Annotated in this window: 24 protein-coding genes and 1 riboswitch; of the genes, 11 read left to right on the top strand and 13 right to left on the bottom strand. The window is 72.8% G+C overall.

Features of this window, described 5'->3' with window-relative positions:
* Positions 1-4 precede the first annotated feature (4 nt).
* From ACQ3I4_RS08455 to ACQ3I4_RS08445, 3 genes are all read right to left on the bottom strand, one after another.
* On the bottom strand, positions 5-1,822 hold the full coding sequence (locus ACQ3I4_RS08455; RefSeq protein ID WP_430633324.1) for an amidohydrolase: 1,818 nt from the start codon (positions 1,820-1,822) through the stop codon (positions 5-7).
* On the bottom strand, positions 1,819-3,573 hold the full coding sequence (locus tag ACQ3I4_RS08450) for a thiamine pyrophosphate-binding protein (RefSeq protein WP_430633323.1): 1,755 nt from the start codon (positions 3,571-3,573) through the stop codon (positions 1,819-1,821). Before ACQ3I4_RS08450 ends, ACQ3I4_RS08455 begins: the two co-directional genes overlap by 4 nt.
* Before the next feature lie 101 nt (positions 3,574-3,674).
* A complete protein-coding gene (locus tag ACQ3I4_RS08445) occupies positions 3,675-4,994 on the bottom strand; it encodes an MFS transporter (RefSeq protein ID WP_329861143.1) in 1,320 nt (439 codons plus the stop codon).
* A gap of 187 nt (positions 4,995-5,181) precedes the next feature.
* On the opposite strand from ACQ3I4_RS08445, the gene ACQ3I4_RS08440 reads away from it, so the two are divergent.
* Positions 5,182-6,342 (top strand): helix-turn-helix domain-containing protein, encoded by a 1,161-nt coding sequence (locus ACQ3I4_RS08440; protein ID WP_329861144.1) that lies wholly within the window; start codon positions 5,182-5,184, stop codon positions 6,340-6,342.
* Between the two features lie 12 nt (positions 6,343-6,354).
* Here ACQ3I4_RS08440 and ACQ3I4_RS08435 read toward each other — a convergent pair whose 3' ends face one another.
* The 3 genes from ACQ3I4_RS08435 to ACQ3I4_RS08425 form a co-directional block, all read right to left on the bottom strand.
* The gene (locus ACQ3I4_RS08435) at positions 6,355-6,693 is read right to left on the bottom strand and encodes a bifunctional 3-phenylpropionate/cinnamic acid dioxygenase ferredoxin subunit (RefSeq protein ID WP_329861146.1); all 339 of its coding nucleotides are present in this window, start codon (positions 6,691-6,693) and stop codon (positions 6,355-6,357) included.
* A 141-nt stretch (positions 6,694-6,834) separates the two neighbouring features.
* A complete protein-coding gene (locus ACQ3I4_RS08430; protein WP_329861147.1) occupies positions 6,835-8,559 on the bottom strand; it encodes an MDR family MFS transporter in 1,725 nt (574 codons plus the stop codon).
* On the bottom strand, positions 8,556-9,179 hold the full coding sequence (locus ACQ3I4_RS08425; protein WP_329861148.1) for a TetR/AcrR family transcriptional regulator: 624 nt from the start codon (positions 9,177-9,179) through the stop codon (positions 8,556-8,558). The genes ACQ3I4_RS08430 and ACQ3I4_RS08425 overlap by 4 nt, the downstream gene beginning before the upstream one ends.
* Before the next feature lie 147 nt (positions 9,180-9,326).
* Positions 9,327-9,443: riboswitch (SAM riboswitch) on the top strand.
* A 41-nt stretch (positions 9,444-9,484) separates the two neighbouring features.
* Here ACQ3I4_RS08425 and ACQ3I4_RS08420 point away from each other — a divergent pair.
* Entirely contained in the window at positions 9,485-10,084 is a 600-nt protein-coding gene (locus ACQ3I4_RS08420; RefSeq protein ID WP_329861150.1) for an OsmC family protein, read from the top strand.
* A gap of 43 nt (positions 10,085-10,127) precedes the next feature.
* Here ACQ3I4_RS08420 and ACQ3I4_RS08415 read toward each other — a convergent pair whose 3' ends face one another.
* Positions 10,128-11,123, bottom strand: coding sequence for an aldo/keto reductase (locus ACQ3I4_RS08415; RefSeq protein ID WP_430633322.1), 996 nt, complete (start codon positions 11,121-11,123; stop codon positions 10,128-10,130).
* Positions 11,124-11,209: 86 nt separating this feature from the next.
* Entirely contained in the window at positions 11,210-11,791 is a 582-nt protein-coding gene (locus tag ACQ3I4_RS08410) for a phosphatase PAP2 family protein (RefSeq protein WP_430633321.1), read from the bottom strand.
* A 55-nt stretch (positions 11,792-11,846) separates the two neighbouring features.
* Between ACQ3I4_RS08410 and ACQ3I4_RS08405 the strand changes: the two genes are divergently transcribed.
* The gene (locus ACQ3I4_RS08405; protein WP_329861154.1) at positions 11,847-12,353 is read left to right on the top strand and encodes a metallophosphoesterase family protein; all 507 of its coding nucleotides are present in this window, start codon (positions 11,847-11,849) and stop codon (positions 12,351-12,353) included.
* A gap of 48 nt (positions 12,354-12,401) precedes the next feature.
* Here ACQ3I4_RS08405 and ACQ3I4_RS08400 read toward each other — a convergent pair whose 3' ends face one another.
* On the bottom strand, positions 12,402-13,073 hold the full coding sequence (locus ACQ3I4_RS08400; protein WP_430633320.1) for a TetR/AcrR family transcriptional regulator: 672 nt from the start codon (positions 13,071-13,073) through the stop codon (positions 12,402-12,404).
* Between the two features lie 123 nt (positions 13,074-13,196).
* Here ACQ3I4_RS08400 and ACQ3I4_RS08395 point away from each other — a divergent pair, with 123 nt between their 5' ends.
* Complete coding sequence (locus ACQ3I4_RS08395) at positions 13,197-14,063, top strand: hypothetical protein (protein WP_430633319.1); 867 nt, start codon at positions 13,197-13,199, stop codon at positions 14,061-14,063.
* Here ACQ3I4_RS08395 and ACQ3I4_RS08390 read toward each other — a convergent pair.
* Complete coding sequence (locus tag ACQ3I4_RS08390; protein ID WP_329861160.1) at positions 13,985-15,412, bottom strand: APC family permease; 1,428 nt, start codon at positions 15,410-15,412, stop codon at positions 13,985-13,987. The genes ACQ3I4_RS08395 and ACQ3I4_RS08390 overlap by 79 nt on opposite strands.
* A 157-nt stretch (positions 15,413-15,569) precedes the next feature.
* On the opposite strand from ACQ3I4_RS08390, the gene ACQ3I4_RS08385 reads away from it, so the two are divergent.
* A complete protein-coding gene (locus tag ACQ3I4_RS08385; protein WP_430633318.1) occupies positions 15,570-16,451 on the top strand; it encodes a fumarylacetoacetate hydrolase family protein in 882 nt (293 codons plus the stop codon).
* Between the two features lies 1 nt (position 16,452).
* Positions 16,453-16,998 (top strand): hypothetical protein, encoded by a 546-nt coding sequence (locus tag ACQ3I4_RS08380; protein ID WP_430633317.1) that lies wholly within the window; start codon positions 16,453-16,455, stop codon positions 16,996-16,998.
* Here the strand turns inward: ACQ3I4_RS08380 and ACQ3I4_RS08375 are convergent.
* Entirely contained in the window at positions 16,988-17,605 is a 618-nt protein-coding gene (locus ACQ3I4_RS08375) for a class I SAM-dependent methyltransferase (protein WP_430633316.1), read from the bottom strand. The two genes, ACQ3I4_RS08380 and ACQ3I4_RS08375, sit on opposite strands and share 11 nt — an antisense overlap.
* Positions 17,606-17,714: 109 nt before the next feature.
* Here ACQ3I4_RS08375 and rraA point away from each other — a divergent pair, with 109 nt between their 5' ends.
* Both rraA and ACQ3I4_RS08365 read left to right on the top strand, forming a co-directional pair.
* Positions 17,715-18,179: a ribonuclease E activity regulator RraA gene (gene rraA, locus ACQ3I4_RS08370; protein ID WP_329861166.1), complete on the top strand. Its 465-nt coding sequence runs from the start codon at positions 17,715-17,717 to the stop codon at positions 18,177-18,179.
* Positions 18,180-18,476: 297 nt separating this feature from the next.
* Positions 18,477-19,454: a type IV toxin-antitoxin system AbiEi family antitoxin domain-containing protein gene (locus ACQ3I4_RS08365; protein ID WP_329861168.1), complete on the top strand. Its 978-nt coding sequence runs from the start codon at positions 18,477-18,479 to the stop codon at positions 19,452-19,454.
* 234 nt (positions 19,455-19,688) lie between these two features.
* Here the strand turns inward: ACQ3I4_RS08365 and ACQ3I4_RS08360 are convergent, their stop codons facing one another.
* Positions 19,689-20,534, bottom strand: a complete 846-nt coding sequence (locus ACQ3I4_RS08360; protein ID WP_329861169.1) for an HpcH/HpaI aldolase/citrate lyase family protein — start codon at positions 20,532-20,534, stop codon at positions 19,689-19,691.
* Positions 20,535-20,811: 277 nt separating this feature from the next.
* On the opposite strand from ACQ3I4_RS08360, the gene cycA reads away from it, so the two are divergent.
* Positions 20,812-22,284, top strand: a complete 1,473-nt coding sequence (gene cycA, locus ACQ3I4_RS08355; protein WP_329861171.1) for a D-serine/D-alanine/glycine transporter — start codon at positions 20,812-20,814, stop codon at positions 22,282-22,284.
* A 487-nt stretch (positions 22,285-22,771) separates the two neighbouring features.
* Here the strand turns inward: cycA and ACQ3I4_RS08350 are convergent, their stop codons facing one another.
* On the bottom strand, positions 22,772-23,944 hold the full coding sequence (locus ACQ3I4_RS08350; RefSeq protein ID WP_329861177.1) for an NAD(P)-dependent malic enzyme: 1,173 nt from the start codon (positions 23,942-23,944) through the stop codon (positions 22,772-22,774).
* Between the two features lie 252 nt (positions 23,945-24,196).
* Here ACQ3I4_RS08350 and ACQ3I4_RS08345 point away from each other — a divergent pair, with 252 nt between their 5' ends.
* Both ACQ3I4_RS08345 and ACQ3I4_RS08340 read left to right on the top strand, forming a co-directional pair.
* Positions 24,197-25,732, top strand: coding sequence for a glycoside hydrolase family 1 protein (locus ACQ3I4_RS08345; RefSeq protein WP_430633315.1), 1,536 nt, complete (start codon positions 24,197-24,199; stop codon positions 25,730-25,732).
* A gap of 7 nt (positions 25,733-25,739) precedes the next feature.
* A complete protein-coding gene (locus tag ACQ3I4_RS08340; RefSeq protein ID WP_329861179.1) occupies positions 25,740-26,207 on the top strand; it encodes a helix-turn-helix domain-containing protein in 468 nt (155 codons plus the stop codon).
* The last annotated feature ends 28 nt before the right edge of the window (positions 26,208-26,235 follow it).

Genomic DNA, 26,235 nt, shown 5'->3' with positions numbered 1-26,235 from the left:
TTCGTCAGGATGCGGGGAGGACGACGCCGGGGCCCGGCCGGGTGCCGGACGCCGCGTCGTGCGCGGGAAGGGTCGGGTCGTTGGCCGCCGGCGGGTCGCCGGGCAGCGCATGGTGGGTCGGGGTGTCGGGGGTCGACGTGTCGAGGGGCAGCGCGTTGTGGGTGAAGCAGCCGCCGACGAGGGTCGCGAGGACCTCGAGGGCGGAGATGTCCGGGACCTCGAGGGGGTTGCCGGAGAGCACGGCGAAGTCAGCGAGCTTGCCGGCGCGCAGCGTGCCCTTGTCCGCGCCGCAGCCCGTGGCCCTCGCGGCCCAGTCGGTGTAGCTGCGCAGGGCCTCCTCGGGTGTGAGGCCCTCGGCCGGGACTCCGTCCGTCGTCCCGCCGAGGACGCGCCCGCCGTCAGTCAGCCGGTCCACGCTGGACTGCAGCGCGCGGAGGACGCGGTTGTCGGCGACGGGCAGGTCGGAGGAGCCGGCCAGCAGCGCCCCGGCGTCGACGAGCGACCGCCCGCGGTAGAGCCAGCCCTCGCGTTCCGGCCCGACGAGGGCGGCCATCTGGTCGCCGAGCGGGCCGATGAACGAGGCCTGCGGGGTCACGGCGATCCCGTGCCGCGCGACGGCCTCGACCTGATCGGGCCTCGCGATGCCGAAGTGCTCGATCCGGTTGGGCAGCGCGTTGGGCCCGTACGCCTCCTGGCAGCCGGTGATGATCTCCAGGGCCAGGTCGATCGCCTCGTCGCCGATTGCGTGCAGGGCCACGGGCCAGCCCGCGCGATAGGCGTCGTCGACGCGGGAGCGGAAGGCGGCGGCGTCGTCCAGCAGGTAGCCGTGGTTGTGCGGGTGCCCGCAGAAGTCCTCCGTCACGGCGGCGGTGGCGCCGAGCAGCGATCCGTCGAGGAACACCTTGACGGGTCCGAGCGAGAGCCGCTCGTCGCCGAAGCCGGCCGCGAGGCCGAGGTCCAGGCCGCGGCCCTCGCCGGCTCCGTGCAGGTCGGAGGCGTGGCCGGCGACCGGGTGGAGGGCGTCGAGCGTGGGCATGAGCTGCGCCCGAGCATGCAGCCGACCCGTGCGGAGGGCGGCCTGGTACGCGGCGACCTCGAGCGGGCTGTGCCCGATCCACCCGCCGGCGACCCCGGCCTCCGTGAAGCTCGTGATGCCCTCGGCGGCGTAGCGGGACGTGGCGGCGTCGAGCGCCTCGACGATCCGTTCCCGGGAGTACGGGAGCAGGAGCGCCTGGATCAGGGCCTGCGCGGATTCCTCGACGACGCCGGTGGGCGCGCCATCCGCGTCCCGGACCACGGAACCGCCCACGGGATCCTCGAAGCCCGGCACCAGCGCCCCGGCGAGGCGCAGCGTCGCCGTGTTGGTCACCGACTGATGGCCCGAGGTGTGGCGGATGTAAAGGGGGCGGCCGCCCGTGATGGCGTCGAGCCGGGCCAGCTCGGGGAAGGCGCCGCCGTGGTGCTCGTGGTTGAAGCCCGTGCCGTGGACCCATGCGGGAGCGGCGGCTTCCATGGACGCCTGCGCGTCGAGCCGGCGGACCTCCTCCTCCAGGAGCGCGTAGACCTCATCGAGCCCGCGCGCCGCGGACAGGTCCACGGAGCCCAGGCCGAGCCCCCACCAGGTGGTGTGGCAGTGTGCGTCGATGAAGCCGGGGACCACCGTGGCGCCGCCGAGGGAGAGGTCCTGATCGGCCGTGCAACCGTCGAGCTCCTCGTCGAAGCCGGCGATCCGCCCGTTCAGGACGCCGACGCTGTGGGCGCGCGGGCGCCCGGCCTCGAGGGTGACGATGTCCGCGTCGCGCAGGATCAGGTCGAGCCTCACGCGCGCTCCCCGGCCGAAGACGCCGCCGCGGTCGAGGGCGGCATGGTCGCCGGATCGATCACGAGGTGCAGCAGGGCGGGGACCCTGCGGACCGTGGCGGCCTCGACGACGCGGTCGATCGCGCCGGCCAGCCCCGCGGTGTCCCGCACGGTCTCGCCGTGGCCGCCGAAGCTGGCCACGAGGGCGGCGAAGTCCGGGTTGGTCATGCCGGTGCCGGAGGGCCGGCCCGGGTAGTGCTTCTCCTGGTGCTGGACGATCGTCGCGAACACCCCGTTATCCACCACCACGACGAGCGGGGCCGTGCCATGCGCCGCGGCCACGGCGAGCTCCTGCCCGTTCATCAGGAAGTCCCCGTCGCCGCAAACGGCCACGGCCAGGCGGTCCGGGTCGATGATCGACGCGGCGACGGCGGCGGGCACGGATACGCCCATGGCCCCGTTGCGCGGGCCGACGAGCGTGCCGGGCCCGGCGTGGCGGAGGTAGCGGTGGCCCCACAGGGTCGCGTTCCCGGCGCCGTAGGTGACGGTGCGGTCCGCGGGCAGCTTCTGCTCGAGCAGGCCGAACGCCACGCCGAGGTCGACGCCGGACGCCGGGTCCTCGGGGGCCGCGTCGGCGAAGCGGCGCCTCGCCTCGTCAAGCGCGTCCATCCACGCGCTGCCGCGGGTGCCGCGCGCGTCCCGCGGCGCGGGGAGAGCGGAGGCGAACGACGCCGGGGTGGCCACGATCTGTTGGTCGATCCGGCCCGCGTGGGTCGCCGCGCCCGGGTCGGGCAGGACGACGACGGTCGTCGCGTCGAGCCCGGCCGTGTATCCATCGGAGGGAACGTCGGAGCGCCCGCAGCCCACGAACACCAGCAGGTCGGCCTCGCGGTAGCGGGCGGCGAGCTCGTCGGAACGGTAATAGCCCAGGTAGCCGGCGTAGGCGCCGCTGGAGTGCGGGACGGCGTCGTACGCCCTCCAGTCCGCGGCCACCGGGACGTGCGCGGCCTCGGCCCACGCCGCGAGGACGGCGCCCGCGGTCCGTGGACCCGCCCCCGCGGCATCGTCCCGCGCCGCGCCCGAGGCCGGCCGCCCGGGGAAGGAGGCATCGGCGTCGTTCCCGGATCCCGTGACGGGCACGGTCCAGCCGTCCCCGCCGGCGACGATCAGCGGGCGTTCGGCCGTGGCGAGGCGGGCCGCGAGCTCGGCCGCGGTCCCCGCGTCGGGCGCGGGAGCCGGGACCGGACGCGGCGGGACGGCGCCCGATTCCGTGGTCCGGACCAGGACGTCCTCCGGCAGGCCCACCACCACGGGACCCGGACGGCCCGACGCGGCGGCATGCATCGCCTCGGCGACGAGCTCGGCGGCGCGGTGCTCGTCGTCGAGGACCAGGACGCGCTTGGCGGTGGAGCCGAACCAGCCCTCGAGGCTGAACTCCTGGAAGGAGTCGCGGCCGCGGTCGGCGACGGGGATGAGCCCGACGAACAGCACGAGCGGGGTCGCGTCCTGCCACGCGGTGTGCACGGCGATGAGCGCGTTCGCGGCCCCGGGCCCCCGCGTCACCATGGCGATGCCCGGCAACCCGGTGAGCCGGCCCTCGGCGAGCGCCATGAACCCGGCGCCGCCCTCGTGCCGGGCCACGACGGTGCGGATCGGCGAATCGTGCAGCCCGTCGAGCACGTCCAGGAAGCTCTCGCCCGGCAGCGAATACACGCGCTGCACGCCGTGGGCTTCGAGCTGGCGGACGATCAGGTGGCCGGCGGAGGTCGGCATGCGGGGTCCTTTCGGGGACATCGGGGAGAACGGCGGCGGTGGCGGAACCGATGGCCGCCAGACGGAACCGGCGCGCGCCCGGGGCGCGCGCCGGCGTCGTCCTAGTGCTTGAAGCCGGGCAGGTCCACGCTCATGCGCGGGGCGATCGAGCCGGCGACGGCGGTGAACAGGCCGAGGAAGGCGAGCATCGCGGCGGCGGGCCACCAGTGCCCGCCCGCGGCGGCGACGAAGCCGGTCGCGGCGAGCGGGATGAAGCCGGAGACCATGCCCGCGACGTTCTGGGCGAAGCCGACCCCGGTGTAGCGGGTCCGGGCCGGGAAGAGGCCGGTCAGGACCGTGCCGGACGCGGCGTAGGGGAAGGACAGCGTGGAGACGGCCAGGACCATGCCGCCGATCACGAGGGCGTCGACGCCCGTCTCGAGCATGAGGAACGCCGGGATCGCGGCGATCGCGGAGGCGATGCCGCCGTAGATGATCACCTTGGAGGCGCCGAAGCGTTCCGCGAGGCGGCCGCCCGCGATCAGGACGGGGATCTCGACGATCGCCGCGATGACCGTGCCCGCCAGCATCAGGGAGGCGCTGTAGCCCAGGATCTGCGTGCCGTAGTAGACCACGAACGCCGTGACCAGGTAGAAGCCGCCGACGCCGAGCAGGGCCGCGGCCATGCCGATGATGATGTGCTTCCAGCTTTCGCGCAGCACGGTGCGGACCGGGGCGTGCTCCGTCTGCTCCTGCTCCTGGAGTTCGAGGAACACGGGCGACTCGTCGAGGCGCGAGCGGATGTAGAGGGCAATCAGGAGCATCGGGAACGCCGCGAGGAACGGGATGCGCCAGCCGAAGGAATCGAAGGACTCCTGGGAGAAGAACAGCGTCATCAGGAAGAAGCCGCCGGAGGAGAAGATCGTGCCGATCGGGGAGCCGATCTGCGGCAGGGCGGCGTAGCGCGCCCGGCGCTGCAGCGGGGCGTTCTCCACGACGATCGTCATGGCGCCGGACCATTCGCCGCCGACGAACAGGCCCTGGGCGATCCGCAGCAGGACCAGCAGGACGGGGGCGGCGATGCCGATCGCGGCGTAGGTGGGCAGCAGGCCGATGAAGCCCGTGATGATGCCGATGCCGACGATCGTGACCATGAGCGTCTTGCGGCGGCCGATCTTGTCGCCCATCGCGCCGAAGATCATGCCGCCGATCGGGCGGGCCACGAGGCCCACACCGAAGGTGGCGAAGGAGGCCATCGCGGCGGCGGTGGCGTTCTCGTTGGTGAAGTACTGGACGTTGAAGACCAGGGCGGCCGCGGCGCTGAAGAGGAAGAAGTCGTACCACTCCATCGCGGTGCCGACGAGGGCGCCGACCGCGACCTTGGTGGCCTCCTTGTCCGTGATGGTCCGGGTGGCCCCGGCCTCGAGGTTGGTCTGGGTCATGCTGTGCCTCCGCAAGGGGTGCTGGTGGGGAAGGGGAACGAGTGGGGATCGGAACGGGAGGGATCCTGCGTCCAGCATTCCACTGTGAGGGCCGTCACGGGGCTTGGTTTCGCCCCGGAAATGACGCACGATGGTGTGCAAAAGCACAATTTGTGCCCATGTGACCCCTCGAAAGGCATCACGTTCTGTGGATGGACACAACAAGGAGCTCGACCGACGCTGGGACGCCCTGCTCGACCGGCTCTCCGTCGACGCGCTGACCGAGGCGTTCCTCGAGCGCGTCCTGGGCCTCTCCGACTACTCCGAAGCGCTCCTGCCCGTCGCGGAGATCCGCCGCACGGGCACGGGGTCGTTCGCCGCGCTCATCGAGAGCCTGCGCCCGGACCCCGATTCGGCCCGGCTTTCCGAGGTCCTCGCGGGGATCGCCGCCGACGTCGGGGTCTCCCGCGCGCGGGCCGGCATCCCGGTGGAGTCGCTCATGACCGCGATCCGGCTCGACTTCTCCGTGTTGTGGGGCGCGCTGACCGCGATCGCCGGCCCCGGGGACGCGCCGCTGCTCGTGGGCCGGGCGGACCTCGTGTGGGACGTCGTCGACAGCTACGCGAGCCAGACCCAGGGCGTCTACATGGCCGAGCGGACGCGGATGGCCCAGGAGGAGTCCTCCGTCAAGCAGGGCCTCGTCGCCGCGCTGTTCGGCCCCTCGCTCGCCCCGCCCGGGCAGCTCGAACGCGTCGCCGACGGCCTCGGCCTCGATCCCGACGCCGCCCTGGCCGTGGCCGTCGCTGCCGGGGAGGACGCGGCCGGGCTCCGCGTCGCCCTCGCGCTGGCCGCCCGGCGCGGGCTCGAGGTGTTCACGCATCCCTTCGCCGACGCGCTCGCGGCGTTCTGGGTGCCCGGGCCGGGCCGCGGGGCCGCCGGGCAGGAGGCGCTCGAGCGGGTCCTGGGCCTGCGCTGCGGGCTGGTCCCGTCCGTGGAGGGCCTCGCCGGCCTGTGGTCGGCGGCGCGGCTGGCCCGCGAGCTCGCCCTCTTGACGACTCCGGACGACACCGCCGCGCTCACCCCCTTCACCGCCTGGGCGCGTCTGGCCAGGGTGCGCCTCGGCGAGGCCGGGCTGGGCGCCGATTCCGACGTCGTGCTGGCCTTGGCGGGCTGCGGCGAGGTGGAGCGGGTCCGGCTCCGCGAGGCCGTCGGCGCCTACCTCGAAACGGGGAGCGTCTCCGCGTCGGCCGTGCGGCTCTTCTGCCACCGCAACACCCTCATGAACCGGCTGCGGCGCTTCACCGAGCTGACCGGCATCGACCCGACGATCCCCCGCGACGCGGCGCGGCTCGTCGTCGCCTGGTCCTAGCCAGGGGCCGGGCTATCCGGCGGGGGTCCCGGGGTAGAGGAGCACCCGCCCGTCGACGACCTCGACCTTATGCGTCCTGACCCCGGTCGTGGCCGGCAGGCACAGCGCGGCCCCGTCGGCGAAGGAGAACTTCGCGGCGTGGACGGGGCACTCGACGCAGTCGTCCTCGATCCAGCCCTCGGCGAGCGAGGCGGTCTCGTGCGTGCACTCGTCGTCGAGGGCGTAGAAGTCGCCGGACTCGGTGTGGAACACGGCGATGTCGTTCCCCGTGGGGTTGTCCTGGCCCTCGATGACGATCGCCTCGCCCTCGGGGATCTCGTCCACGGACCCGACGTTCATCGGCTCGGCCATCTCTGCTCCTTCACGCTGCCCGTCCGGGGTCCCGGCGGGTTCCCCTCCATCCCACACCGCAGGGGGCCGCGGCGGCAAACCGGGCCCCCTGGTGCCGCGCGCGGGATGCCGCGGCGGCGCGGGACGTGGACGACGCCGGAGCTAGCCCCTCGCGTCCCGGTGCGGCTCCGCCACGTGGCGGGCCGGGGACGCGGCGCCCGCGGAAGCCGGGGCGGCCGCGACGGGCGGGGTCGCGCCCTCGTCTTCCCCGCCGGCGCCGCCCTGCGGGGTGTCATGCAGGTGGCCGAGCTGGCCCTCGCCGAGGGACTCGGCCGGCAGATCGCGCTCGATCTTGGTCGCGAGCGGGTCCTCCGTGACGAACGCCAGGGCGAGCGCCGCGAGGAGCGCGAGCGGCGCGATCCACAGGAACAGCGGCACGAGGGCCTCGTTGTAGGACGCGACGATGAGCTCCCGCACGGGCTCCGGCAGGGAGGCGACGAGCGCGGGGGTCAGCGAGTTGCCGCCGTCGCCCGCACCGGCCCCGGCCGGCATCTTCTCGACGAGGAGCTCCTTGAGCCGGCTGGCGAAGAGCGAGCCGACGACGGCCGAGCCCAGGGTCGCGCCGACCTGGCGGAAGTAGTTCTGCCCGGCCGTCGCGGTGCCGACCATCGAGAGGTGGAAGGAGTTCTGCGCCACGAGGGTCAGCAGCTGCATGCTCGCGCCGAGGCCGATGCCCATGACGGCGAGGTACGCGCAGATCAGGGCGACCGGGGCGTCCGCGTGGATCGTGGAGAGCAGGACCAGGCCCAGCGCGGTGACGAGCGTTCCCGTGATCATGACGGCCTTGTACCGGCCCGTGACCGAGACGCGGCGGCCGACGAGGACCGAGGTGACCAGGAGGCCCCCCATCATGGGGATCATGAGCAGGCCGGCCTCGGTGGGGCCGAAGCCCGTGACCATCTGCAGGTAGGTCGGCATGTAGCCGATCGCCCCGAACATGGCGATGCCGGTCATGAGCCCGGCGACCGTGGTCAGGTTGAAGTTGCGGTTGCGGAAGAGGGCCAGCGGCAGGACGGGTTCGGCGGCGCGCGACTCGACCCACACGAACAGGGCGCCGGCGACGGCGGCCGCGGCGAAGAGGCCGAGGATCGTCGGGGAATCCCACGCGTAGGTCCCGCCGCCCCACGTGCCGGCGAGGACGAGTGCGCTCGTCGCGACGGCGAGGAGCGCCATGCCGAGGTAGTCGATCCGGCCGCGCTGGGCGGCGGAGGGGCGCGGGATGTGCAGCAGGAAGACGGCGGCGAGGACGGCGAGCACGCCGAGCGGGATGTTCATCCAGAACGTCCAGCGCCAGCCCGGGCCCTCCGTGAGCCAGCCGCCGAGCAGTGGTCCGGCGACGGAGGAGAAGGCGAACACGCCGCCCATGATGCCCATGTACTTCCCGCGCTCGCGGGCGGGGACGACGTCGGCGATGATCGCCTGCGAGAGGATCATGAGCCCGCCGCCGCCGATGCCCTGGATGGCCCGGCCGAGGATGAGCACGTTCATGTCCTGGGCGAGGGCGCCGATCACGGAGCCGCCGATGAACACGATGATCGCGAAGAGCAGGAGCGGCTTGCGGCCGAACATGTCGCCGAGCTTGCCGTAGACGGGCATCATCACGGTCGAGGCCAGGATGAAGGCCGTGATGACCCAGGCCATGTGCTCGACGCCGTGCAGCTCGCCGACGATCGTCGGCAGGGCCGCGGCGAGCACGGTCTGGTTGAGGGAGGCGAGCAGCATGGTGACCATGAGGCCGCCGAAGAGCAGGACGAGGTGGTTCTTGCGGTCCGCCTCGGGGGCGGGCGGCTGCGCGGTGGTGCCGGGCGTGGTGGTGGAAGTGGTCATGGCCGGGGACGCAGGACCTTTCTGAAGACGTCGGTGGATTCGCCGAGGTGGGCGCCGAGCTCTTCGAGCGGGGCGCCGGGGAACTGGCGGTAGGTGAAGCGGACGATCGTGGCGGCGGCCATGAGCAGCGCGCGGCGGGCCGCGGGGTCCTCGCCGAGCTCGGCGGAGACGGTGGCCGGGTCCTCGCTGAGGCGGTCGTTGACGGCCGAGTCCACGAGGACCTCGGCGTCGTTGAGGTGCTGGACCACGCGCCCGCGCAGCTCGGGGTAGCGGCCGACGAGCTCCTTGCGGCGCTCGAAGCGGCTCCCATCGCCGACCACGGTGGACAGGACCTCCGCCATGAGCCGCACGGTGCGCTCGAGCAGCTCGGCGTCCGAGGCGCGGAAGCGCTCGATGAACTCCTGCCGGAGCTCGGGGGCGCGCATCCCGAGGACGGCGTCCTCCTTGGAGGGGAAGTAGTTGAAGAACGTGCGCTTGGAGATGCCGGCGCGGCGGGCGATCGAATCGACCGTGGCGGCGGCGAGGCCGTCCTCGAGGGCGAGGGCCGAGGCCGCCTCGTGGACGGCCCGCCAGGTCTCGAGGCGGTTGCGCTCGCGCAGGCTCAGGGGTGAATCATGCATGGGTACAGTTTATGCACCAGTGCAATCTTTGCACAACTGCAGGCCACGTGACCTTGGCCGCCTCCCGTGACGGCGGATGACGAGGTGACCCCGCGTGACGGAAGTCCTTGCCGCGGCCCGGGCCGGAGCGTGAGACTCGTGGCCAGGAATCAAGAGACCCGGCCTGAAGGCCCTGGCCGGTCGGGCGGCAACCCTCCTCGCTGTAGCGGGGTGCCCCAGGTGACGATTCGACGCCCGCCGCGGCGGCGGGCGTAAGTACGGCGCACGCGCCCGCATGCGCCACGACGCGAAGGGCAGGACCCAACATGACCTCCACCACAGAACAGGCTGCGGGCACCGGCCAGCAGTCTCCCACCGGATCCGCCACCCCGAGGACCACCGACCTCGACGCCGAGCGCGCCCGCCGCCTCGACGACGCCGCGTCCTTCTGGGCGGGCCGCATCGGCGAGGACACGGCCAACGCGAAGGCCGTCTACCGCGCCCACGGCGTCTCGGAGCGCTCCGTCGCCACGCGCGTCACGGCGGGCCGCCACGAGTTCGTCGTCGACGAGCCCGCCGCGCTGGCCGGCGACGATTCGGACGCGAGCCCCGTCGAGTACGCCCTCGGCGCGCTCGTGTCCTGCCAGGTCGTGGTCTACCGGCTCTACGCGCACCAGCTCGGCGTCGCGATCGACTCGCTCGAGATCACGGCGGAGGGCGACCTCGACGTCCGCGGGATCTTCGGCGCCGATCCGGACACGCGCCCCGGCTTCACGGCGGTGCGCCTGACCGTTCACCTCAACGGGCCGGAAACCCCCGAGCGCTACGAGGAGCTGCACCAGGTCGTCGACGCGCGCTGCCCGGTGCTGGACCTCTTCGCCCGGCCGACCCCCGTCAGCGTCGAGCTCGCGGTCAACGCCGACTGAGGCCGGCCCGAGCGGCCGCGGCGGGCCGGACGACGGCGGGACCCTACGGCAGCGGGCGCCCCCGGGCCGCGGTCCACAAGCGGTACCAGTCCACGGCCCCCATGGCCGCGGCGGCCCGCTCCGCGCCGGCGCACGCGGCGATCCGCGCCGGGTTCGTGGTGCCGATGACCGGGCGGATCCGGGCCGGGTGGCGCATGAGCCATCCCAGCACCACGGCCTCGGGCGCGCAGCCGAGGCCGTCGGCGAGTTCCCGGACGACGCCGGACGCCTCCTCCTCGGGCGACGCCGCCCCGCTCCCGGGGCGGGGCGCGGCACCCGGGCCGGGCTCCGGCGTCGTACTCCTGCCCGAGTAGCGCCCCTGGGCCAGCGCGCCCCACGCCTGCAGCTCCACGCCCTCCGCGCGGCAGTACTCGATCGTGCCCTCGGGGAAGGAGAGCGCCCCGCCCTCGGGGTGGTTGACGAGGACCTGGGACTCGAGCCAATCGCGCCGGTGCAGGCCCATCTCGAGCTGGTTGACCGCCGGCGCCTCGCCGAGCGCGTCCTGGAGCGCGCGCATCTGGGCCGCCGACATGTTCGAGACGCCGAGCCGGCCGACCTTGCCGGCGTCCCGCAGCCCGGCGAACGCGGCCGCGACGTCCTCCATCGGGGTCAGCGGGTCCGGGCGGTGGATCAGCAGCGCGTCGAGCCGTTCGATCCCGAGCCGGCGCAGGATGTCCTCGACGCGGGCCGTGAGGACGGCGGGCGAGGAGTCGTAGCGGCCGCCCGACCCGTCGGGGCCCGCGAGCACGATCCCGCACTTGGACTGCAGCTCGATATCGTCCCGCAGGCCGGGCCGCTCCGCGAGGACCCGGCCGAAGACCTCTTCCGCCTTGCCGCGCGTGTAGATGTCGGCGTGGTCGAAGAGGGTGATGCCCGCTTCGAGGGCCGCGTCGACCGCGGCGTGGGCGGTGGCCAGGTCGCCGGCGTCCGGCGGCGCGTCGTCCCACCCGCCGCCGAGTCCCATGCAGCCGAACACCAATCGCGATCCGTCACCCGCCATCCCCCCACGTTATCCACTCCCGGGCGGTGATGGGCCGCTCATACAACGGAAATCGGGATCGTGATGCGGGGCCGGGGCGGCGGGCCTCAGCCGTAGACGAGCGTGCGGAGCAGGTGCGTCGCGACGCCGATCGCCGCCCCGGCCGCCACCTGGCCGGGGGTGTGCGCCCGCAGGACGAGGCGCGACCAGCCCACCGCGGCCGCCGCCGCGAGCCCGGCGACCCCCACGGCCGGCACGGGCCCCAGGAACTGCAGCGCCACGTAGACCGCGACGGCCGTGTGCACGGAGACCTTGTAGAACGCGTTCGCGACGAGGCACAGCACGAGCCCCGTGAAGATCCCGCCGAGATCGAGGAACAACGCGTCCGGCGCGTCCATGAGGCGCAGCGTCCACACCCCGCCGAGGATCGAGAAGCCGGAGGTCAGGAACGGCCAGTAGCGCTGCCGCCGCTTGGGGATGTGCCGGCTCGAGACGACGCCGCCGCGGGCGAACCACAGCACCCCGAGGAAGGGCAGCACCGTGGTGAACAGGACCGCGACGAGGGCGTGCGGCCAGCCGATGCCCGGCACGACGAGGGGCCGGCTCAGCAGGTACGCGGTCGCGACGACGGCGGGCGCATACAGCTCGCTGATCCACCAGGCCGCGCGCTCCGCCGTCGTCCGCTCCATGCCCACCATGCTAGGCGGGCCCCGGACGCCCGGCGCCCCGTGCCACGATGGGGGCATGGCCACCCGCTTGCTGATCGTCGCCGACACCCACCTGCCCCTGCGCGCCCGCGGACTGCACCCGGAGCTCTGGGAGCGGATCGAGGACGCCGACGTGGTCCTGCATGCCGGTGACTGGGTCGACGAGGCCACGCTCGACGCCTTCGAGGCGCGCTCGCGGCGCCTGATCGGCGTGTGGGGGAACAACGACGGGCCCGGCCTGCGCGCGCGGCTGCCGGAGACGGCGCGCTTCGAGCTCGACGGCGTCCGCTTCGCGATGACCCACGAGACGGGGCCGGCGCGCGGGCGGGAGGCGCGCTGCGCGCAGCGGTTCCCGGACGCCGATGTCCTGGTGTTCGGGCACAGCCACATCCCGTGGGACACGGTCGCGGAGACGGGCCTGCGCCTGCTCAATCCCGGCTCCCCGACCGACCGCCGCCGCCAGCCTGCCTGCACCTACCTCCGGGCGGTCGCCGACGCGGGCGCGCTGCGGGACGTCGAGATCGTGCCGGTGGACCGGCTCTAGTCCCGGGGCGCCGGGGGACGGGCGGGGCGGCGGAGGACGACGCCGGGGCTAGAGTCCCAGCGCATCCGCCTCGCGCTCGGCGAGCCGGGAGAAGAGCGCGTCGGCCGGGTCGAAGGTGCCGACGAAATGGCCGTTGAGCTCGAGCTGGACGGCGCCGACCATCCTCGCGAACGCCGCTGCGAGATCGAGCACGGCATCGGGGTCGCGCTCCACGCCGACGGCGTCGGCGAAGACGTCGAGCTGCCCGGCCAGCCCATCCGCCGCCCCTCCCGGCAACCGGGCGCCCGGACCCCGGACCGCCGGGGCGCAGAAGGCGCGGACCACGCGGGCCGCGGGTTCGATCGTGTTGCCGGGGGCCCGGTAGCCGGGGATCGCCGAGCCGTAGACCAGCGCGAATCGATGCGGCTGCTCCCGGGCCCAGGAACGGAAGGCGCCGGTGACGGCCGACCACCGAACGCGATGCGGGGCGCGCATGGAGCCGGCCGCCTCGAGGGACGCGGCGAGGTCGTTGTAGGCGTCGACAATGAGGGCGGTGATGAGCTCGTCGCGGCTCGGGAAGTAGCGGTAGATGGCGCTGGAGACCAGGTTCAGCTCGCGGGCGATCGCCCGGAGCGAGAGATCGGCGGCCCCGGACTCGGCGAGCTGCCCGAGGGCGAGCTCCTTGATCCGGGCGATGTTGTCGGCGCGGGCGCGCTGCCGCGGCGTGGGTCCCTGGGGCATGGAGACAGCTTGCCATATTCGGGATCACCGGTCACTTAAGTGAGCACCGCTCTTGCAATTCGCCGACGCCGGGTGGACACTCGAACCATCAATAGAGAGCAGCGCTCACAGAAAGGGCAGTCCATGCGCCGCCATCTCACTCCGGACCGCACGACCGCGGCGTTCTACGCCGCGTCCGGCCTGGCCTTCATCCTCTATCCGGCGTTGCGCCCCTACGGCCCCGAGGCCGGACCCGAGGGCGCCGCGGACTTCGCCTCGACGGCCTGGCTCGCGTCCCACGCGCTGGGCATGGCCGGCTTCACGCTGTTGGCCTTCGGGCTCCGCGCCGCCGCCGAAAGCCGAGCTGCCGGCGCGGACCGGACGAGTTCCGCGGGCTCGGGCACGGCCGGCCCGGGCAGGGCCGCCCACCACGTCTCCGAAGGACCCCCGAGCCCGGGGCGGGCGATGGAGGCGTGGGCGTGGACCGCCGTCGTCCTCCTGCTGCCCTACTACGGGGCGGAGGCGTACGGCCTGAACGAGCTCGGGCGCTACGCCGTCGAGACCGGCGACCCGGCGGTCCTGTCCATCGCCGACGCATTCCGCTACGCGCCGTTCGCGATGACCACGTTCGGGCTGGGCCTGGCGTGCCTCGCCGTCGTCGGCGTCCAGTTCGCCCGCGCGCTCCTGAGCTCCGGCCCCCTCGCGCGCTGGGGCGGGGTCCTCGCCGGGAGCGCCCTGGCCCTCTACCTGCCGCAGTTCTTCGCCCCGGCCGGCCTGCGGATCGCCCACGGCGCCGTCCTGTGCGCGGGCCTGCTGCTCGCCGCCGTCGCGGCGTGGCGGGCCGGGGCGCCACGGGCCGGAGCGCCGCGAAACGAGCCCCCGCAGGACGGGACTGCGCGGAACCGGACGCCGCAGTCCGGACCGGGCACGGGCTACTTGCCGCGCAGCTTCGCGAGCAAACGCTCCTCCGCGTCCTCCCCGGCCGCGACCCCACCGGGAACGCGCAGGTAGAAGACGAGTCCGACGACCCACCACAGGCCGAACAGGATCCACGGCTGCAGGCCGAGCTGCGCGGGCATGCCCGGCATGTAGAGGCTGAACAGCGCGGCGCCGAGGATCACGGCGGCGATGCCGATCGCGATGCCGCCCTGGCCACGGCCGCCGATGCGCAGCGGCCGGTCCATGCCCGGTTCGCGCCGGCGCAGGATCAGGAAGGACACGGCCACGAGGGTGTAGGCCAGCACGATGCTCGGCGCCCCGGAGTCCACGAGCCAGCCGAGCATCTCCGCCCCGAAGAACGGCGCGATGAAGCTCAGCGCGCCGATGAACATCAGGGCGTTGTGCGGCGTGGAGTACTTGGGGTGCAGGCGGCCGAACCAGGCCGGGAGCATGCCGGAGCGGGCCAGCGAGAACATCAGCCGCGAGGCGCCGAGCAGCAGCGAGTTCCAGGAGGTCAGGATGCCCGCGATGCCGCCGGCGATGAGGACCTTGGCCATGATGTCCGAGCCGAACAGCACGCCGAAGGCGTCGGCGGTGGCGATGTCCGCCCCCGCCAGCTCGCCGGCCGGCATCGCGGAGGACGTGGTCAGGATGACCATGACGTACCAGACCGTCGCGAGCACCACGGAGAGCACCACGAGCCGGCCGATCTGCCGGGCCGGGATGTTGACCTCCTCGGCGGACTGCGGGATGACGTCGAAGCCGATGAACAGGAACGGGACGACGACGAGCACGGCGAAGAACCCGGCGGTCCCGCCCGTGAACCACGGCTCCATGTTGGCCGGCTCGCCGCCCGTGAACGCGCCGACCACCATGACGGCGCCGATGGCCAGGAGGAACAGCACCACGAAGTTCTGCGCGATCCCGGCCTCCTTCACGCCGCGGATGTTGATCCACGTGATCACGACGGCGGCGACGGCGCCGACGAGCGCCCAGGTCAGGTGCACGTGGTCGCCGGCCACGGTCCACAGGGGGACCTGGCTGAGCCCGGGCACGATGTACTCAACGGTCCGCGGCAGCGCCACGGCCTCGAACGCCACGATCGTGACGTAGCCGCCGATGATCGCCCACGAGCCGATGAACGACGGCCGCGGGCCCATCGCGCGCATGATGTAGTTGTGCTCGCCGCCGGCCTTGGGCATCGCGGCGCAGAGCTCGGCGTAGGTGAGCCCCACGACGGCCATGATGACGCCGCCCGTGACCATGGCCAGCACGGCGCCCATCGTGCCGGCGTTGGACAGCCAGTCTCCGGTCAGCACCACCCAGCCGAATCCGATCATCGCCCCGAAGCCGAGCGCGAGGACGTCGAGGCGCCCCAGCACCTTCTTCAGCGACGGCTCGCCTTCCTTGACGCTCGTCATGCCTGCCTCCTTCTCCGCGGCCGGCCGGGTTCGGCGCGGCCAGCACGTTCTTGACTCGATGAGTCAACCTAGCAAGGACACCGGGTGGCCCGCGGCACATGACGGCCCTGCAGCCGTACTGTTCATATTGAATCCGGCCGTGTGATGGGATGGGGCCATGAGACTCGCGACGCTCCGCCTGCCCGCCGGCCAGCCCTCCCCCGAGCCGCCCGCCGAGGCGGGCATCACGCGCGGGACGAGCGCCGCCGTCGTCCTCGGGGACACCGCCGCGCTCCTGCCGGGCTTCGCGGACGTGGGCGCCTTCCTGGCCGCGGACGACGCCGGACGCCGGGCCGCGCTCGAGGCGGCGGCCGAGCGGGTGCCGCTGGGGGACGCGGCGTTCGCGACGCTGGTCACCGCGCCGTCGAAGGTCTTCTGCATCGGGCTGAACTACCGCAACCACATCGCCGAGACGGGCAGCGAGGAGCCGCGCTTCCCGACCGTCTTCACGAAGTTCGCCGACTCGCTCGCGGGCGCGCACGACGACGTGCGGATCCCGGCGGAGGACCACCGGATCGACTGGGAGGGCGAGCTCGCGATCGTCGTCGGGCGCGCCGGGCGGCGGATCTCCGAGGCCGACGCCCCCGCGCACATCGCCGGCTTCGCGGTCTCCAACGACGTCTCGATGCGCGGCTGGCAGGGCCGGACGAGCGAGTGGACGCAGGGCAAGTGCTGGGAGGCCTCCACACCCGTCGGCCCGTTCCTGGTGACGCCCGACGAGTTCGATCCCGCCGCGAGGATCACGACGCGCGTGAACGGCGAGGTGGTGCAGGAGGACTCCGTCGCGGACCAGGTGTTCGGGCCGGCGCAGCTGGTCTCCTACCTCTCCACGATGGTGACCCTCCGCCCCGGCGACCTGATCCTCACCGGCACGCCGGCCGGCGTCGCGCTGGGCCGGCGGAACGAGGCCGGACGGCACCCGTGGCTCGTCGACGGCGACGTGCTGGAGACCGAGATCGAGGGCCTCGGCACGCAGCGGAACCGCATCGTCGCGGAGTGACATGACGACCCGGTCCCACGCCCGCAAGAGCGCCCTGTCCCTGCCCGAGGTCGAGGAGGGAACGCACTTCGGCCTGCCATCGTTCGCCGTGCGCGGGCGGAACTTCGCCGTGCTCACCCGGGATGCCCACGTCCAGCTCCACCTGTCCGACGCCGACGCCGGCGCCGCGCTGGCCGCCCACCCGGTGGCCGAGCAGCTCGTGCGGAACGGGACGCCGATCGGCATCCGCGTGCCCCTCGACGGAATCGGCGGGAAGGATCTGAACGGGCTGCTCCTTCAGGCGTGGCTGGCCAAGGCGCCGAAACGCCTCGAAGCCGAGCGGTTCGGCGGCGGCTCGGAGGCCGGGGGCGATCCACGGGGCGGCGACGCGTTGCCGGCGATCGGGCGGCCCGCGACCGCCGCGTTGAGGGCGGAGGGCATCACGACGCTCGACGACGTCGCCGCCCGAAGCGAACGCGGGCTCCTGGCCCTCCACGGGGTCGGACCCAAGGCCGTGGCGATCCTCCGCGAGGCCCTGGCCGCACAGGGCCGGGGCTTCAGGGACTGACCGCGGTCCCGCGGCAGACCGCCCCCTCGAACCGCGGCACCCGGGGCTGGTAGAAGCACTCCACCACGGTGATCTCGAAGCCGGCGTCTTCCAGGAGCTCCACGGGCCGGCGCGTCAGATGGCACCCGCCGGCGAGTCGCTTCTGCCACGGCTCGATCCGGTGCTGGAGCCGACGCACCTCGGGGTCCGGGGCCAGCCCGTGCTCGAGGAAGAGCAGCCTCCCGCCCGGCACCAGGACGCGGCGGAGCTCGGCGAGCGCGAGCGCTGGGTCCTCGATGGTGCACAGCGTCCACGTGCTCAGCGCGGCGTCGAAGCACGCGTCCGGATGGGGCAGGGCCTGGCCGTCGGTCCCGCTGCGCCGGACCGGGACGGGCGAGGCCGCGAGGCGCGGCCCGGCCAGCTTCCAGGCGGTTGAGGAGGGCTCGACCGCGTCGACCGCCTCCACGGCGTCCGGGTAGAACGGCACGTTGGATCCGGAGCCGAAACCGATCTCCACGACCCGGCCCGCCAGGGGCGCGCAGGCCTCGGCGCGCAGGGCGTCCAGCTCGTGGTTGCCGCAGCTGGCGTGGAGGAGCCGCGGCAGGACGTGCTTGGCGTAGAGGCCCACGCGTCCTCCTTCCACCGCTGGCCGCTGCTCGTTGCCGCCAGTCTCCACCGCCCGCCCGCACGGCGCAACGGGCCTGCCAGGGCGCGGTCGGTTCGCCTACGCTGGGCCCATGGACTTCACGACGTGCGACCTCTTCGACGCCGACGAATCGCTGCAATCCGTCTCCCTCCCGCTGCTGAACCTGGGCGGCCTGCCCCGCTTCACGGGGCCTGTGCGGACGGTCCGCTGCCACCGGGACAACGGGCTGGTGAAGTCCATCCTCAACTCCCTCGGCGACGGCGCCGTCCTCGTGGTCGACGGCGGCGGCTCGCTCGAGTCGGCGCTCATGGGGGACATGATCGCCGAGGCCGCGGTGGCCAACGGATGGGCCGGCGTCGTCATCCACGGGGCGATCCGGGACCGCGTGGCCGTGGCCGGTCTCCAGCTGGGCGTGAAGGCCCTCGGCTCCAACCCGCGCAAGTCGGCGAAGGACTCGGTCGGCGAGGTGGACGTCGAGGTCGAGTTCGGCGGCGTCGTCTTCCGGCCGGGAGCCCGGCTGTGGAGCGACGAGGACGGCATCCTGGTCGAGCCCTGACCCGCCCGCCGGCCCCACCTCTCCACGCCCGCCCGCCTCTCCACGCCCACCCGCCTCTCCACGCCCGCCCGCCTCTCCACGCACCTACCCCCCGACGCCCGTCCAAACCCACCCCGGCCCAGTTCACGTCTACTGGGCGAGACAACCTTGGGGTGGCCAGACCACGCCGCACACCCCACGCCCTCGCCGAGACGACGTGAAGTCGACTCGCCCGCCACTGCCGGCCAGACGATGTCGTTATCCACAACCAGCGCATGCGGGCCGGAGGACGGGTGGACTGCGGGGCAGCATCGTCGCATGCACACTCTCCTAGAATCCACGACGTACTATCCGAAGCGGCTGGCGAAGGCGGTCGACGAGCTCACGACGTCGACCGAGCTTGCCTCCCGCGGCCTCCTGGCCCACGACGTGCGGCTCGCCCGCGAATCGGGCCAACTGATCCGCATCCGGCGCGGGGTCTACGTATCGGCCGACGCCTACGCGCCCCTTCGGCCCTGGGACCGGTCCGTGGTATCCATCCACGCGCACGCGCTGACCGCCGCGGCGCCGCCCATCTACTGCTTCACGTCGGCAGCGCGTATCTGGCAGCTTGACCTCTACCGTGTCGACTCCGCGATCCACGTGGCACGGCCCAGACGGCGCGGACGAGACCAGGGAACTCCCGTCACGGTGAACCACAGCCTGCGCTATCCGGATCGGCGGCTGGCCACCGTCAACGGGTTGCGGACCACGGATCTCCTCCAGACGGCGGCCGATTGTGCCCGCGTGCTGCCGATGTCTGCCGCCGTCGTCCTGCTCGACTCGGTCCTGCGCCGGGGCGTTTCCCGACAACAGCTGCGTGACCTCCTCGAGAAGTCGCCCAAGGCGCGCGGCGTCCGTCGGGCCGCGTTCGCCGTCGACTTCGCGGACCGGCGCTCCGAGTCGCCCGCCGAGTCGAGGCTCCGCCTCCTGATGCATGAGTTCGGGCTTCCTGCTCCGGTGCTTCAGCGCGAGTACCTGATCAACGGCAGCGTCTACCGGCCCGACTTCGCGTGGCCCGAGTTCGGCCTGGTCGTCGAGGTCCACGGCGACGGCAAGTATGCGCTCGACGGGAGCGTCGAGTCCAAGGTGCTCGCCGAAAGGAAGCGGGAGGCCGCCCTCATGGAGGCCGGACTCAAGCCGCTGAACCTGTGGTGGAAGGATCTGGACGACCCCAGGCTCAAGGACCGCCTCGTCGCCCATCTGCAGCCGGCGATCCGTGCGGCCGGCCGCACGGCGGGCCTTGCTGCCAGCTAGCTGTCGTTGTGCGGTCAGGCGGCCCGCCCTCGTCCGCCCAGTTCACGAAGCGTCGGCGACTTCACGGGGTCTACGCCATGCGGTCGCCAGCAAACCGCGGTCTCGCCCAGATGACGTCAACTGGGCAAATCGCGGGGGCCCGATCAACGTGGTGCCGCCCAGATGACGTGAAGTGGGTGAGAATGCGCGGGGCCGCGCGGCAGGTCCGGCGGGCCGTGAGTCGGCGGTCGCGGGTCAGGCGTTCCAGAGCCCGTAGGAGTCGGCCAGGTCGGCGATCTTCTGCGCTCGGGCCAGGCGGGGCAGGTAGGAGCCGTCGCCGACGGACGCACCCTCGGCATGGGCCACGAGCAGCTCGTGCGCCCAGGACAGCTCGTCCTCGCTCGGGGAGAGGCCCTTGTTGACGTCGTCGACCTGGTCCACGTTCAGGGCGAGCTTGCCCGTCATGCCCATCGACGCCGTGACCCGGCAGGCCTCGTGGACCTCGTCGCGCGCCGCGGTGCCGAGCGCCGGGCCGTCGATGGCGCCGGGCAGCTGGCCGACGCGCGAGGCCACCACGAGCTTGCCCCGGGCATACGCGAGCGCCAGCGGGTCGTCGGAGACGCCCGTGTCCTTGCGGAAGTCGTTGGTACCGAACGCGAGGCGGAACGTACCGGGTGCGGACGCGATGGCGGTGGCGTTCTCGATCCCGATCGCGGATTCGATGAGCGCGAGCACGGGCGTGCCGGCCTGCAGACGCATGGCCGTGTAGGTGACCTGTTCCGGTTTCTCGGTCATGGCCAGCATGACGCCGCGCAGGCCCTTGGTCTTGGACAGGGCGGAGAGGTCCTCGGCCCAGAAGTCGGTGTCGATGCCGTTCACGCGCACCCAGGCCGTCATCCCGCTGTTCAGCGCCTCGACGACGCTCGCCCGCGCTGCGTCCTTCTGGTCGTCGGGGACGGCCGCCTCCATGTCGAAGATCACGGAGTCCGCCTCGGAGGCCAGCGCCGGGGCGTAGGTCTCGGGCTTGGCGGCGTTCACCAGCAGCCAGGAACGGGAGAGCTTGGCGGGGAGGGAGGCCGCGCGGCGGTTGCGGAGGGACATGCGTCCAGCCTACTCACCTGCGCGCGCGGCGTTCCACTGCTTGACGCGCCTTCCCCGCCGGACGACGGCGATGCCCGGCCCTGTGGCATGGCCCACCTTGGGCGCTGCTCACCGCGCGGGGCCCGTCGTTTACCGCATGACGACGCCGGACCCCGGGATCCGCCACACGGTCCCCCTGGCTGCGGGGCGTACCCTCGAACGGTTTGCTGTGTTGTCCGGATCACGTCCGGATGCGCGCGCCCCCGACCGAGTTCCACCCGAGTTCCAAGGAAGTTCCATGACCCATACCGACACCACGGACGCGCGTCCGGCCGGCGGAGGACCCCAGGACGAGGCCCCGCACCTGCAGCGCGCGCTCTCCAACCGCCACATCCAGCTCATCGCGATCGGCGGGGCGATCGGCACGGGGCTGTTCATGGGCTCCGGCAAGACGATCTCCGTCGCAGGTCCGTCCGTGATCTTCGTGTACATGATCATCGGCTTCATGCTGTTCTTCGTCATGCGCGCCATGGGCGAGCTGCTCCTGAGCAACACGGAGTACAAGAACTTCGGCGACTTCGCCGGAGACATCCTGGGCCCCTGGGCAGCCTTCTTCACCGGCTGGACCTACTGGTTCTGCTGGGTGGTCACGGGCATCGCGGACGTCGTCGCGATCGCGCACTACGTGGCGTTCTGGTGGCCGGACCTGCCGTTGTGGATTCCGGCCCTGGCGTGCATCCTGCTGCTCGTGGCGCTCAACCTCCCCACGGTGCGGGCGTTCGGCGAGACCGAGTTCTGGTTCGCGCTGATCAAGATCGTCGCGATCCTCGCGCTGATCGTCGTGGGCCTGGCGATGATCATCACGGGCTTCGAGCACGACGGCGCGCGCGCCTCCTTCTCCAACCTGTGGGCCCACGACGGCATGTTCCCGCACGGCTTCATGGGCTTCGTCGCGGGCTTCCAGATCGCCGTCTTCGCGTTCGTCGGCATCGAGCTGGTCGGCACGACGGCCGCGGAGACCAAGGACCCGGAGAAGAACCTGCCGCGCGCGGTGAACTCGATCCCGATCCGCATCCTGCTCTTCTACGTGGGCGCGCTCGTGATCCTCATGGCGGTCCGGCCGTGGACGGGCTTCACCGCGGACGAGTCCCCCTTCGTGGGCATGTTCGCCCTTGCGGGCCTGGTCGGCGCGGCCGGCGTCGTGAACTTCGTGGTCCTGACGTCGGCGACCTCGAGCGCCAATTCGGGCATCTACTCGACGTCGCGGATGATCTACGGCCTGGCGCTGGAGGGCGACGCGCCGAAGCGCTTCGGCATCCTCTCGCGCCGCGGCGTGCCCCGAAACGCGCTGTTGTTCTCCTGCATGTTCCTGCTGGCGGGCGTCGTCCTGCTGTACGCGGAGGGCAGCGTCTCCGAGGCGTTCACGATGGTCACGACGGTCTCCGCGTTGTGCTTTATGTTCGTGTGGACCATCATCCTGGTCAGCTACATCGTCTACCGCCGCCGCCGCCCGCAGCTGCACGCGGCCAGCAAGTTCAAGATGCCGGGCGGGTCGTTCATGCCGTACGTCGTCATGGGCTTCTTCGTGTTCATCCTCTGGGCGCTGACGACCCAGACCGACACGCTGCAGGCGCTGCTCTTCACGCCGCTGTGGTTTGTGGCATTGGGGGCCGGCTATCTGCTGCTGCGCCGCAATCCGGAGCATGCCCGGATCCGGGCCGCGCACGAGGCCAAGGTGGCGCGGGAGCGCGCGGAGCTCGTGAGCCGCTGACGCCGCTTGCCCAGCAGTACGACGCCGGGGCCGCACCTTCGCTTCAGAAGGTGCGGCCCCGGCGTCGTTCCCTTGCGTCCGCTGCTCGGCCGTCCCGCGATCACGCCGGAACGTCGCGGGCCCGTCGAGACATACCCGGCCCAGTTCACGTCGTCTCGGCGGGCTCATGGCCTGCCGGCCAGAACGCGGGGTAGACCCCTCGCTCTCGACGCCGGACGACTGTCTCGCCGAGACGACGTGAAGTGGGCAGGCCGTCCACGCCCGCTCCCCGACCCGGACACGATGACGGCATCCGACCCCCGCCCAGTTCACGTCTTGTCGGCGAGCTCATGGCCTGCCGGCCAGAGCGCGGGGTAGACCCCGTGCTCTCGATGCCGGCCGGCTGTCTCGCCGAGACGACGTGAAGTGGGCACGCCGTGCCCGCACCTTCTGAAGCGAAGGTGCGGCCCCGGCGTCGTTCCCCGGTCCTGCCCGGCGGGGTCGGGCGCTACTGCTCCCGCGAGGCCTCGGCGACCGCGGCGGCCACGGCGTCGGCGACCCGCGGGTCCAGGGGCGAGGGCACGATGTGGTCCGGGGCGAGGTCCTCGGCGGCGAGCGCGGCGATCGCCTGAGCGGCGGCGAGCTTCATGGCCGGGGTGATGCGTCGGGCGCCGGCGTCGAGCGCCCCGCGGAAGATCCCCGGGAAGGCGAGGACGTTGTTGATCTGGTTCGGGAAGTCGGAGCGGCCCGTGGCCACGACGGCGGCGTACTTCGCGGCGACGTCCGGCATGACCTCGGGGTCCGGGTTGGACAGCGCGAACACGATCGCCTCCGGCGCCATCCGCGCGAGGTCCTCCTCCGCGACCTTCGACGAAGACACGCCGACGAGCACGTCCGCCCCGTCGAGGGCCTGGCGGATCCCGCCGATCAGGTTCTCCTTGTTGGTCTTGACGGCGTAGCGGGCCTTGATGGCGTTGAGGTCGTCGCGCTCGCGGTGGATGATCCCCTTGGAGTCCAGCAGCAGCACGTCGCCGGCCCCGGCGTTGACCAGGATCTCGGCGATCGCGATCCCGGCCGCGCCCGCGCCCGAGATCACGACGCGCAGCTGGGAGATCTCCCGGCCGGTGACCTTGGCGGCGTTGGTGAGCGCCGCGAGGACGACGACGGCGGTGCCGTGCTGGTCGTCGTGCATCACGGGGCAGTCGAGGGCCTCGATGAGCCGCTCCTCGAGCTCGAAGCAGCGCGGCGCGGAGATGTCCTCGAGGTTCACGGCGCCGAAGCTGGGGCGGAGCCGGACCAGGGTCTCGATGATCTCGTCGACGTTGGTGGTGTTGAGCACGAGCGGAATGGAGTTGAGCCCGCCGAACTCGCGGAACAGCGCGGACTTGCCCTCCATGACGGGCAGCGACGCGGCCGCGCCGATGTCCCCGAGGCCCAGGACGGCGGTGCCGTCGGAGACGACGGCGACGAGGCGCGAGGCCCACGTGTGCGTGGCGTGCAGGGCCGGATCGGCGGCGATGGCGCGGGAGACCTGAGCGACGCCGGGCGTGTAGGCGATGGAGAGGGCCCGCTTGGAATCGAGCGGGCGGGTGGTTTCGACGCTGAGCTTGCCGCCCTCGTGCGCCTCGAAGATCTCGGCGTCGGTGATGGGGGCGGTCTGGGGCGTGGTGGCGGTGGGCATGGGGCTGCTCCTGTGAAAGTGCCTGATCGGTCGGCGGGCATGGCGCGGGTTCCGCGGGATCCGCGGCCGCCTTTGGACGCGTGTGATCCTGCCTGCTCTGCGGTGGCCGGCCGGGGGGTGTCGGCGCGCGGCGCGTTCGCAGCTGGTCAGTACTTTCTTTAGACCGTGCTCCCACGGTACGGCCCGCGGGGCCCGCAAGGGAAACCGGCCGGGAATCTTACGCACGGGGCGGCGGGGGTGGACAATGTCCCTATGTCCGCCCTTCCGTACGACGCCGGGGCCCCGGTCGCGCCCGAACAGCTGGGTCCCGCACACGTCGAGTTGAGCATCTCGGCCCGCACGCTCGCGCGGCGACTTCCCCCGGACTTCGTCCTGGGGGCGGCGACGGCCGCCTACCAGGTGGAGGGCGCGACGCGGGAGGACGGGCGCACGGAATCGGTGTGGGACGCGTGGCTCGCGGACGGCGGCCGGACCGTGGACGGCTCGGACGCGCGGCGGGCGGCGGAGCACTACCGGATGATGCCGCAGGACGTGGGGCTCATGCGCGGCCTGGGGCTCGACGCCTACCGCTTCTCCGTGGCCTGGCCGCGGATCGTCCCGGAGCCCGGCGGGACCGTGAACCGCAAGGGACTGGACTTCTACGACCGGCTACTGGACGAGCTCGGCGCGGCCGGGATCGAGGCGATGGCGACGCTCTTCCACTGGGACACCCCGCAGTACCTGCAGGAGGCCGGCGGATGGATGGAGCGGGACACCGCCTACCGCTTCGCGGACTACGCGGAGCAGGTGGGCCGCGTCCTCGGGGACCGGGTGCGCTGGTGGTGCACCGTCAACGAACCGGCGACCGTGGCGGGCAACGGCTATGCCGCGGACGTCCACGCCCCGGCGGGGAACCACGGGGTCGCGGCCCTGCGCTCCGTGCACCACCTCCTGCTGGGCCACGGGCTCGCCGCCCGGGCGCTGCGGGCCGTGGGCGTGGCCGGCGGGATCGGCCTCTCCAACGTCCACTCCCCCGTCGAGCCGAGGGACCCGGGGAGCATCCTGGACCGGACGGCGGCGGACCTGGTGGACACGACGTACAACCGGATCTTCGCCGATCCGGTGCTGCTCGGCGACTATCCGACGGCGGTCCACGCGGTGGCCGGGGTCGCGGGCCTGAAGATCGAGGACGGCGACCTGGCCGTGGTCTCCGCGCCGCTCGACTTCTACGGCCTGAACTACTACATGCCCACGCTCGTGGCCGCGGGGCCCGGCAGGGACGGCCCGCTCCCGGCGTCGATGGTCCTGCCGACGGGCGGCTCCGTGGACGGTTCGGCGCCGACCCCGCTGCACGTCGTCGAGTGGCCCCACGCGGCCAAGACGGCCTACGGGTGGCCCGTCGTCCCCGGCCACCTGGGAGTGATGCTGGGCCGGATGCGCGAGCGCTACCCGCAGTTGCCGCCCGTCTACATCACCGAGGGCGGGGCGAGCTTCGAGGAGGTGCCGCTGGACGGCCAGGTGCAGGACGCCAACCGCGCCGCGTACCTCTACGAGCACCTGCTTGCGGCGCTCGACGCCGTGGGTCCGGGCGGTCCCGCGGAGGGCCTGGAACTGCGCGGTTACTTCATCTGGACGCTCATGGACAACTGGGAGTGGGCGGCGGGCTACCGGCAGAAGTTCGGGCTGGTCCACGTGGACCGGGACACGTTCGCGCGGACGCCCAAGGCCTCCTACCACTGGCTGCGCAAGGTGCTCCAGCACCGCCTCGAGTATGCGGCGGCCGGCACGGGCGCCGCGGCCGGGGCATGATGGTGCCATGCCCGCCGAGACCTCCGCGCTGACCAAGACCACCCGGCACCCCGCCCTGCCCGCGTCCGATGCGGACCGGCTGGCCCGCGCCCTCGAGGAGTCCGGTGACGTGACCGTGTTCGTCGACGGGACCGCGGTGCGCCTGCCGGACGGTGCCGTCGCCGCCGTCGTGGACGTGTTGGAGCGGCTTGCGGGCCACGAATCGGTCTCGGTGAGCACGGCCGAGCGCTGGCTGAACACCTCGCAGGCGGCGCAGCTCGCGGGCGTTTCCAACACGTACATGCGCCAGCTCACCGACGCCGGAACCATCCCCGTGCAGTACCGCGGCACGCACCGGCGGATCAGGCCGGAGGACGTGCAGGCCTGGCTCGCGGCGCGGGAAGCGGCCCGGACGGCCGCCCAGGCGGAGCATGAGGCCAGCGCCGCGGAGACGGGCACCCCGGTGGCCGCCCCGGACACCGAGCCCTCGCCGTGACCTGAGCCCCGTCCGCCCGTCCGGTCCG

The sequence above is a fragment of the Zafaria sp. Z1313 genome, assembly GCF_050563205.1.
Taxonomy (GTDB): domain Bacteria; phylum Actinomycetota; class Actinomycetes; order Actinomycetales; family Micrococcaceae; genus JAZDCJ01.
The sequence above is the reverse complement of the archived record's forward strand: the minus strand, read 5'-3'. Positions and strand labels throughout refer to the sequence as shown.

Bases quoted from the DNA above. Each gene is read 5' to 3' on its own strand.
- ACQ3I4_RS08415 (WP_430633322.1), bottom strand. From the start codon at position 11,123: ATGGCGGGTGACGGATCGCGATTGGTGTTCGGCTGCATGGGACTCGGC.
- ACQ3I4_RS08360 (WP_329861169.1), bottom strand. From the start codon at position 20,534: ATGTCCCTCCGCAACCGCCGCGCGGCCTCCCTCCCCGCCAAGCTCTCC.
- rraA (WP_329861166.1), top strand. From the start codon at position 17,715: ATGGACTTCACGACGTGCGACCTCTTCGACGCCGACGAATCGCTGCAA.
- ACQ3I4_RS08340 (WP_329861179.1), top strand. From the start codon at position 25,740: ATGCCCGCCGAGACCTCCGCGCTGACCAAGACCACCCGGCACCCCGCC.
- ACQ3I4_RS08390 (WP_329861160.1), bottom strand. From the start codon at position 15,412: ATGACGAGCGTCAAGGAAGGCGAGCCGTCGCTGAAGAAGGTGCTGGGG.
- cycA (WP_329861171.1), top strand. From the start codon at position 20,812: ATGACCCATACCGACACCACGGACGCGCGTCCGGCCGGCGGAGGACCC.
- ACQ3I4_RS08400 (WP_430633320.1), bottom strand. From the start codon at position 13,073: ATGCCCCAGGGACCCACGCCGCGGCAGCGCGCCCGCGCCGACAACATC.
- ACQ3I4_RS08445 (WP_329861143.1), bottom strand. From the start codon at position 4,994: ATGACCCAGACCAACCTCGAGGCCGGGGCCACCCGGACCATCACGGAC.
- ACQ3I4_RS08385 (WP_430633318.1), top strand. From the start codon at position 15,570: ATGAGACTCGCGACGCTCCGCCTGCCCGCCGGCCAGCCCTCCCCCGAG.
- ACQ3I4_RS08435 (WP_329861146.1), bottom strand. From the start codon at position 6,693: ATGGCCGAGCCGATGAACGTCGGGTCCGTGGACGAGATCCCCGAGGGC.
- ACQ3I4_RS08410 (WP_430633321.1), bottom strand. From the start codon at position 11,791: ATGGAGCGGACGACGGCGGAGCGCGCGGCCTGGTGGATCAGCGAGCTG.
- ACQ3I4_RS08405 (WP_329861154.1), top strand. From the start codon at position 11,847: ATGGCCACCCGCTTGCTGATCGTCGCCGACACCCACCTGCCCCTGCGC.
- ACQ3I4_RS08425 (WP_329861148.1), bottom strand. From the start codon at position 9,179: ATGCATGATTCACCCCTGAGCCTGCGCGAGCGCAACCGCCTCGAGACC.
- ACQ3I4_RS08430 (WP_329861147.1), bottom strand. From the start codon at position 8,559: ATGACCACTTCCACCACCACGCCCGGCACCACCGCGCAGCCGCCCGCC.
- ACQ3I4_RS08395 (WP_430633319.1), top strand. From the start codon at position 13,197: ATGCGCCGCCATCTCACTCCGGACCGCACGACCGCGGCGTTCTACGCC.
- ACQ3I4_RS08420 (WP_329861150.1), top strand. From the start codon at position 9,485: ATGACCTCCACCACAGAACAGGCTGCGGGCACCGGCCAGCAGTCTCCC.
- ACQ3I4_RS08380 (WP_430633317.1), top strand. From the start codon at position 16,453: ATGACGACCCGGTCCCACGCCCGCAAGAGCGCCCTGTCCCTGCCCGAG.
- ACQ3I4_RS08365 (WP_329861168.1), top strand. From the start codon at position 18,477: ATGCACACTCTCCTAGAATCCACGACGTACTATCCGAAGCGGCTGGCG.
- ACQ3I4_RS08345 (WP_430633315.1), top strand. From the start codon at position 24,197: ATGTCCGCCCTTCCGTACGACGCCGGGGCCCCGGTCGCGCCCGAACAG.
- ACQ3I4_RS08350 (WP_329861177.1), bottom strand. From the start codon at position 23,944: ATGCCCACCGCCACCACGCCCCAGACCGCCCCCATCACCGACGCCGAG.
- ACQ3I4_RS08450 (WP_430633323.1), bottom strand. From the start codon at position 3,573: ATGCCGACCTCCGCCGGCCACCTGATCGTCCGCCAGCTCGAAGCCCAC.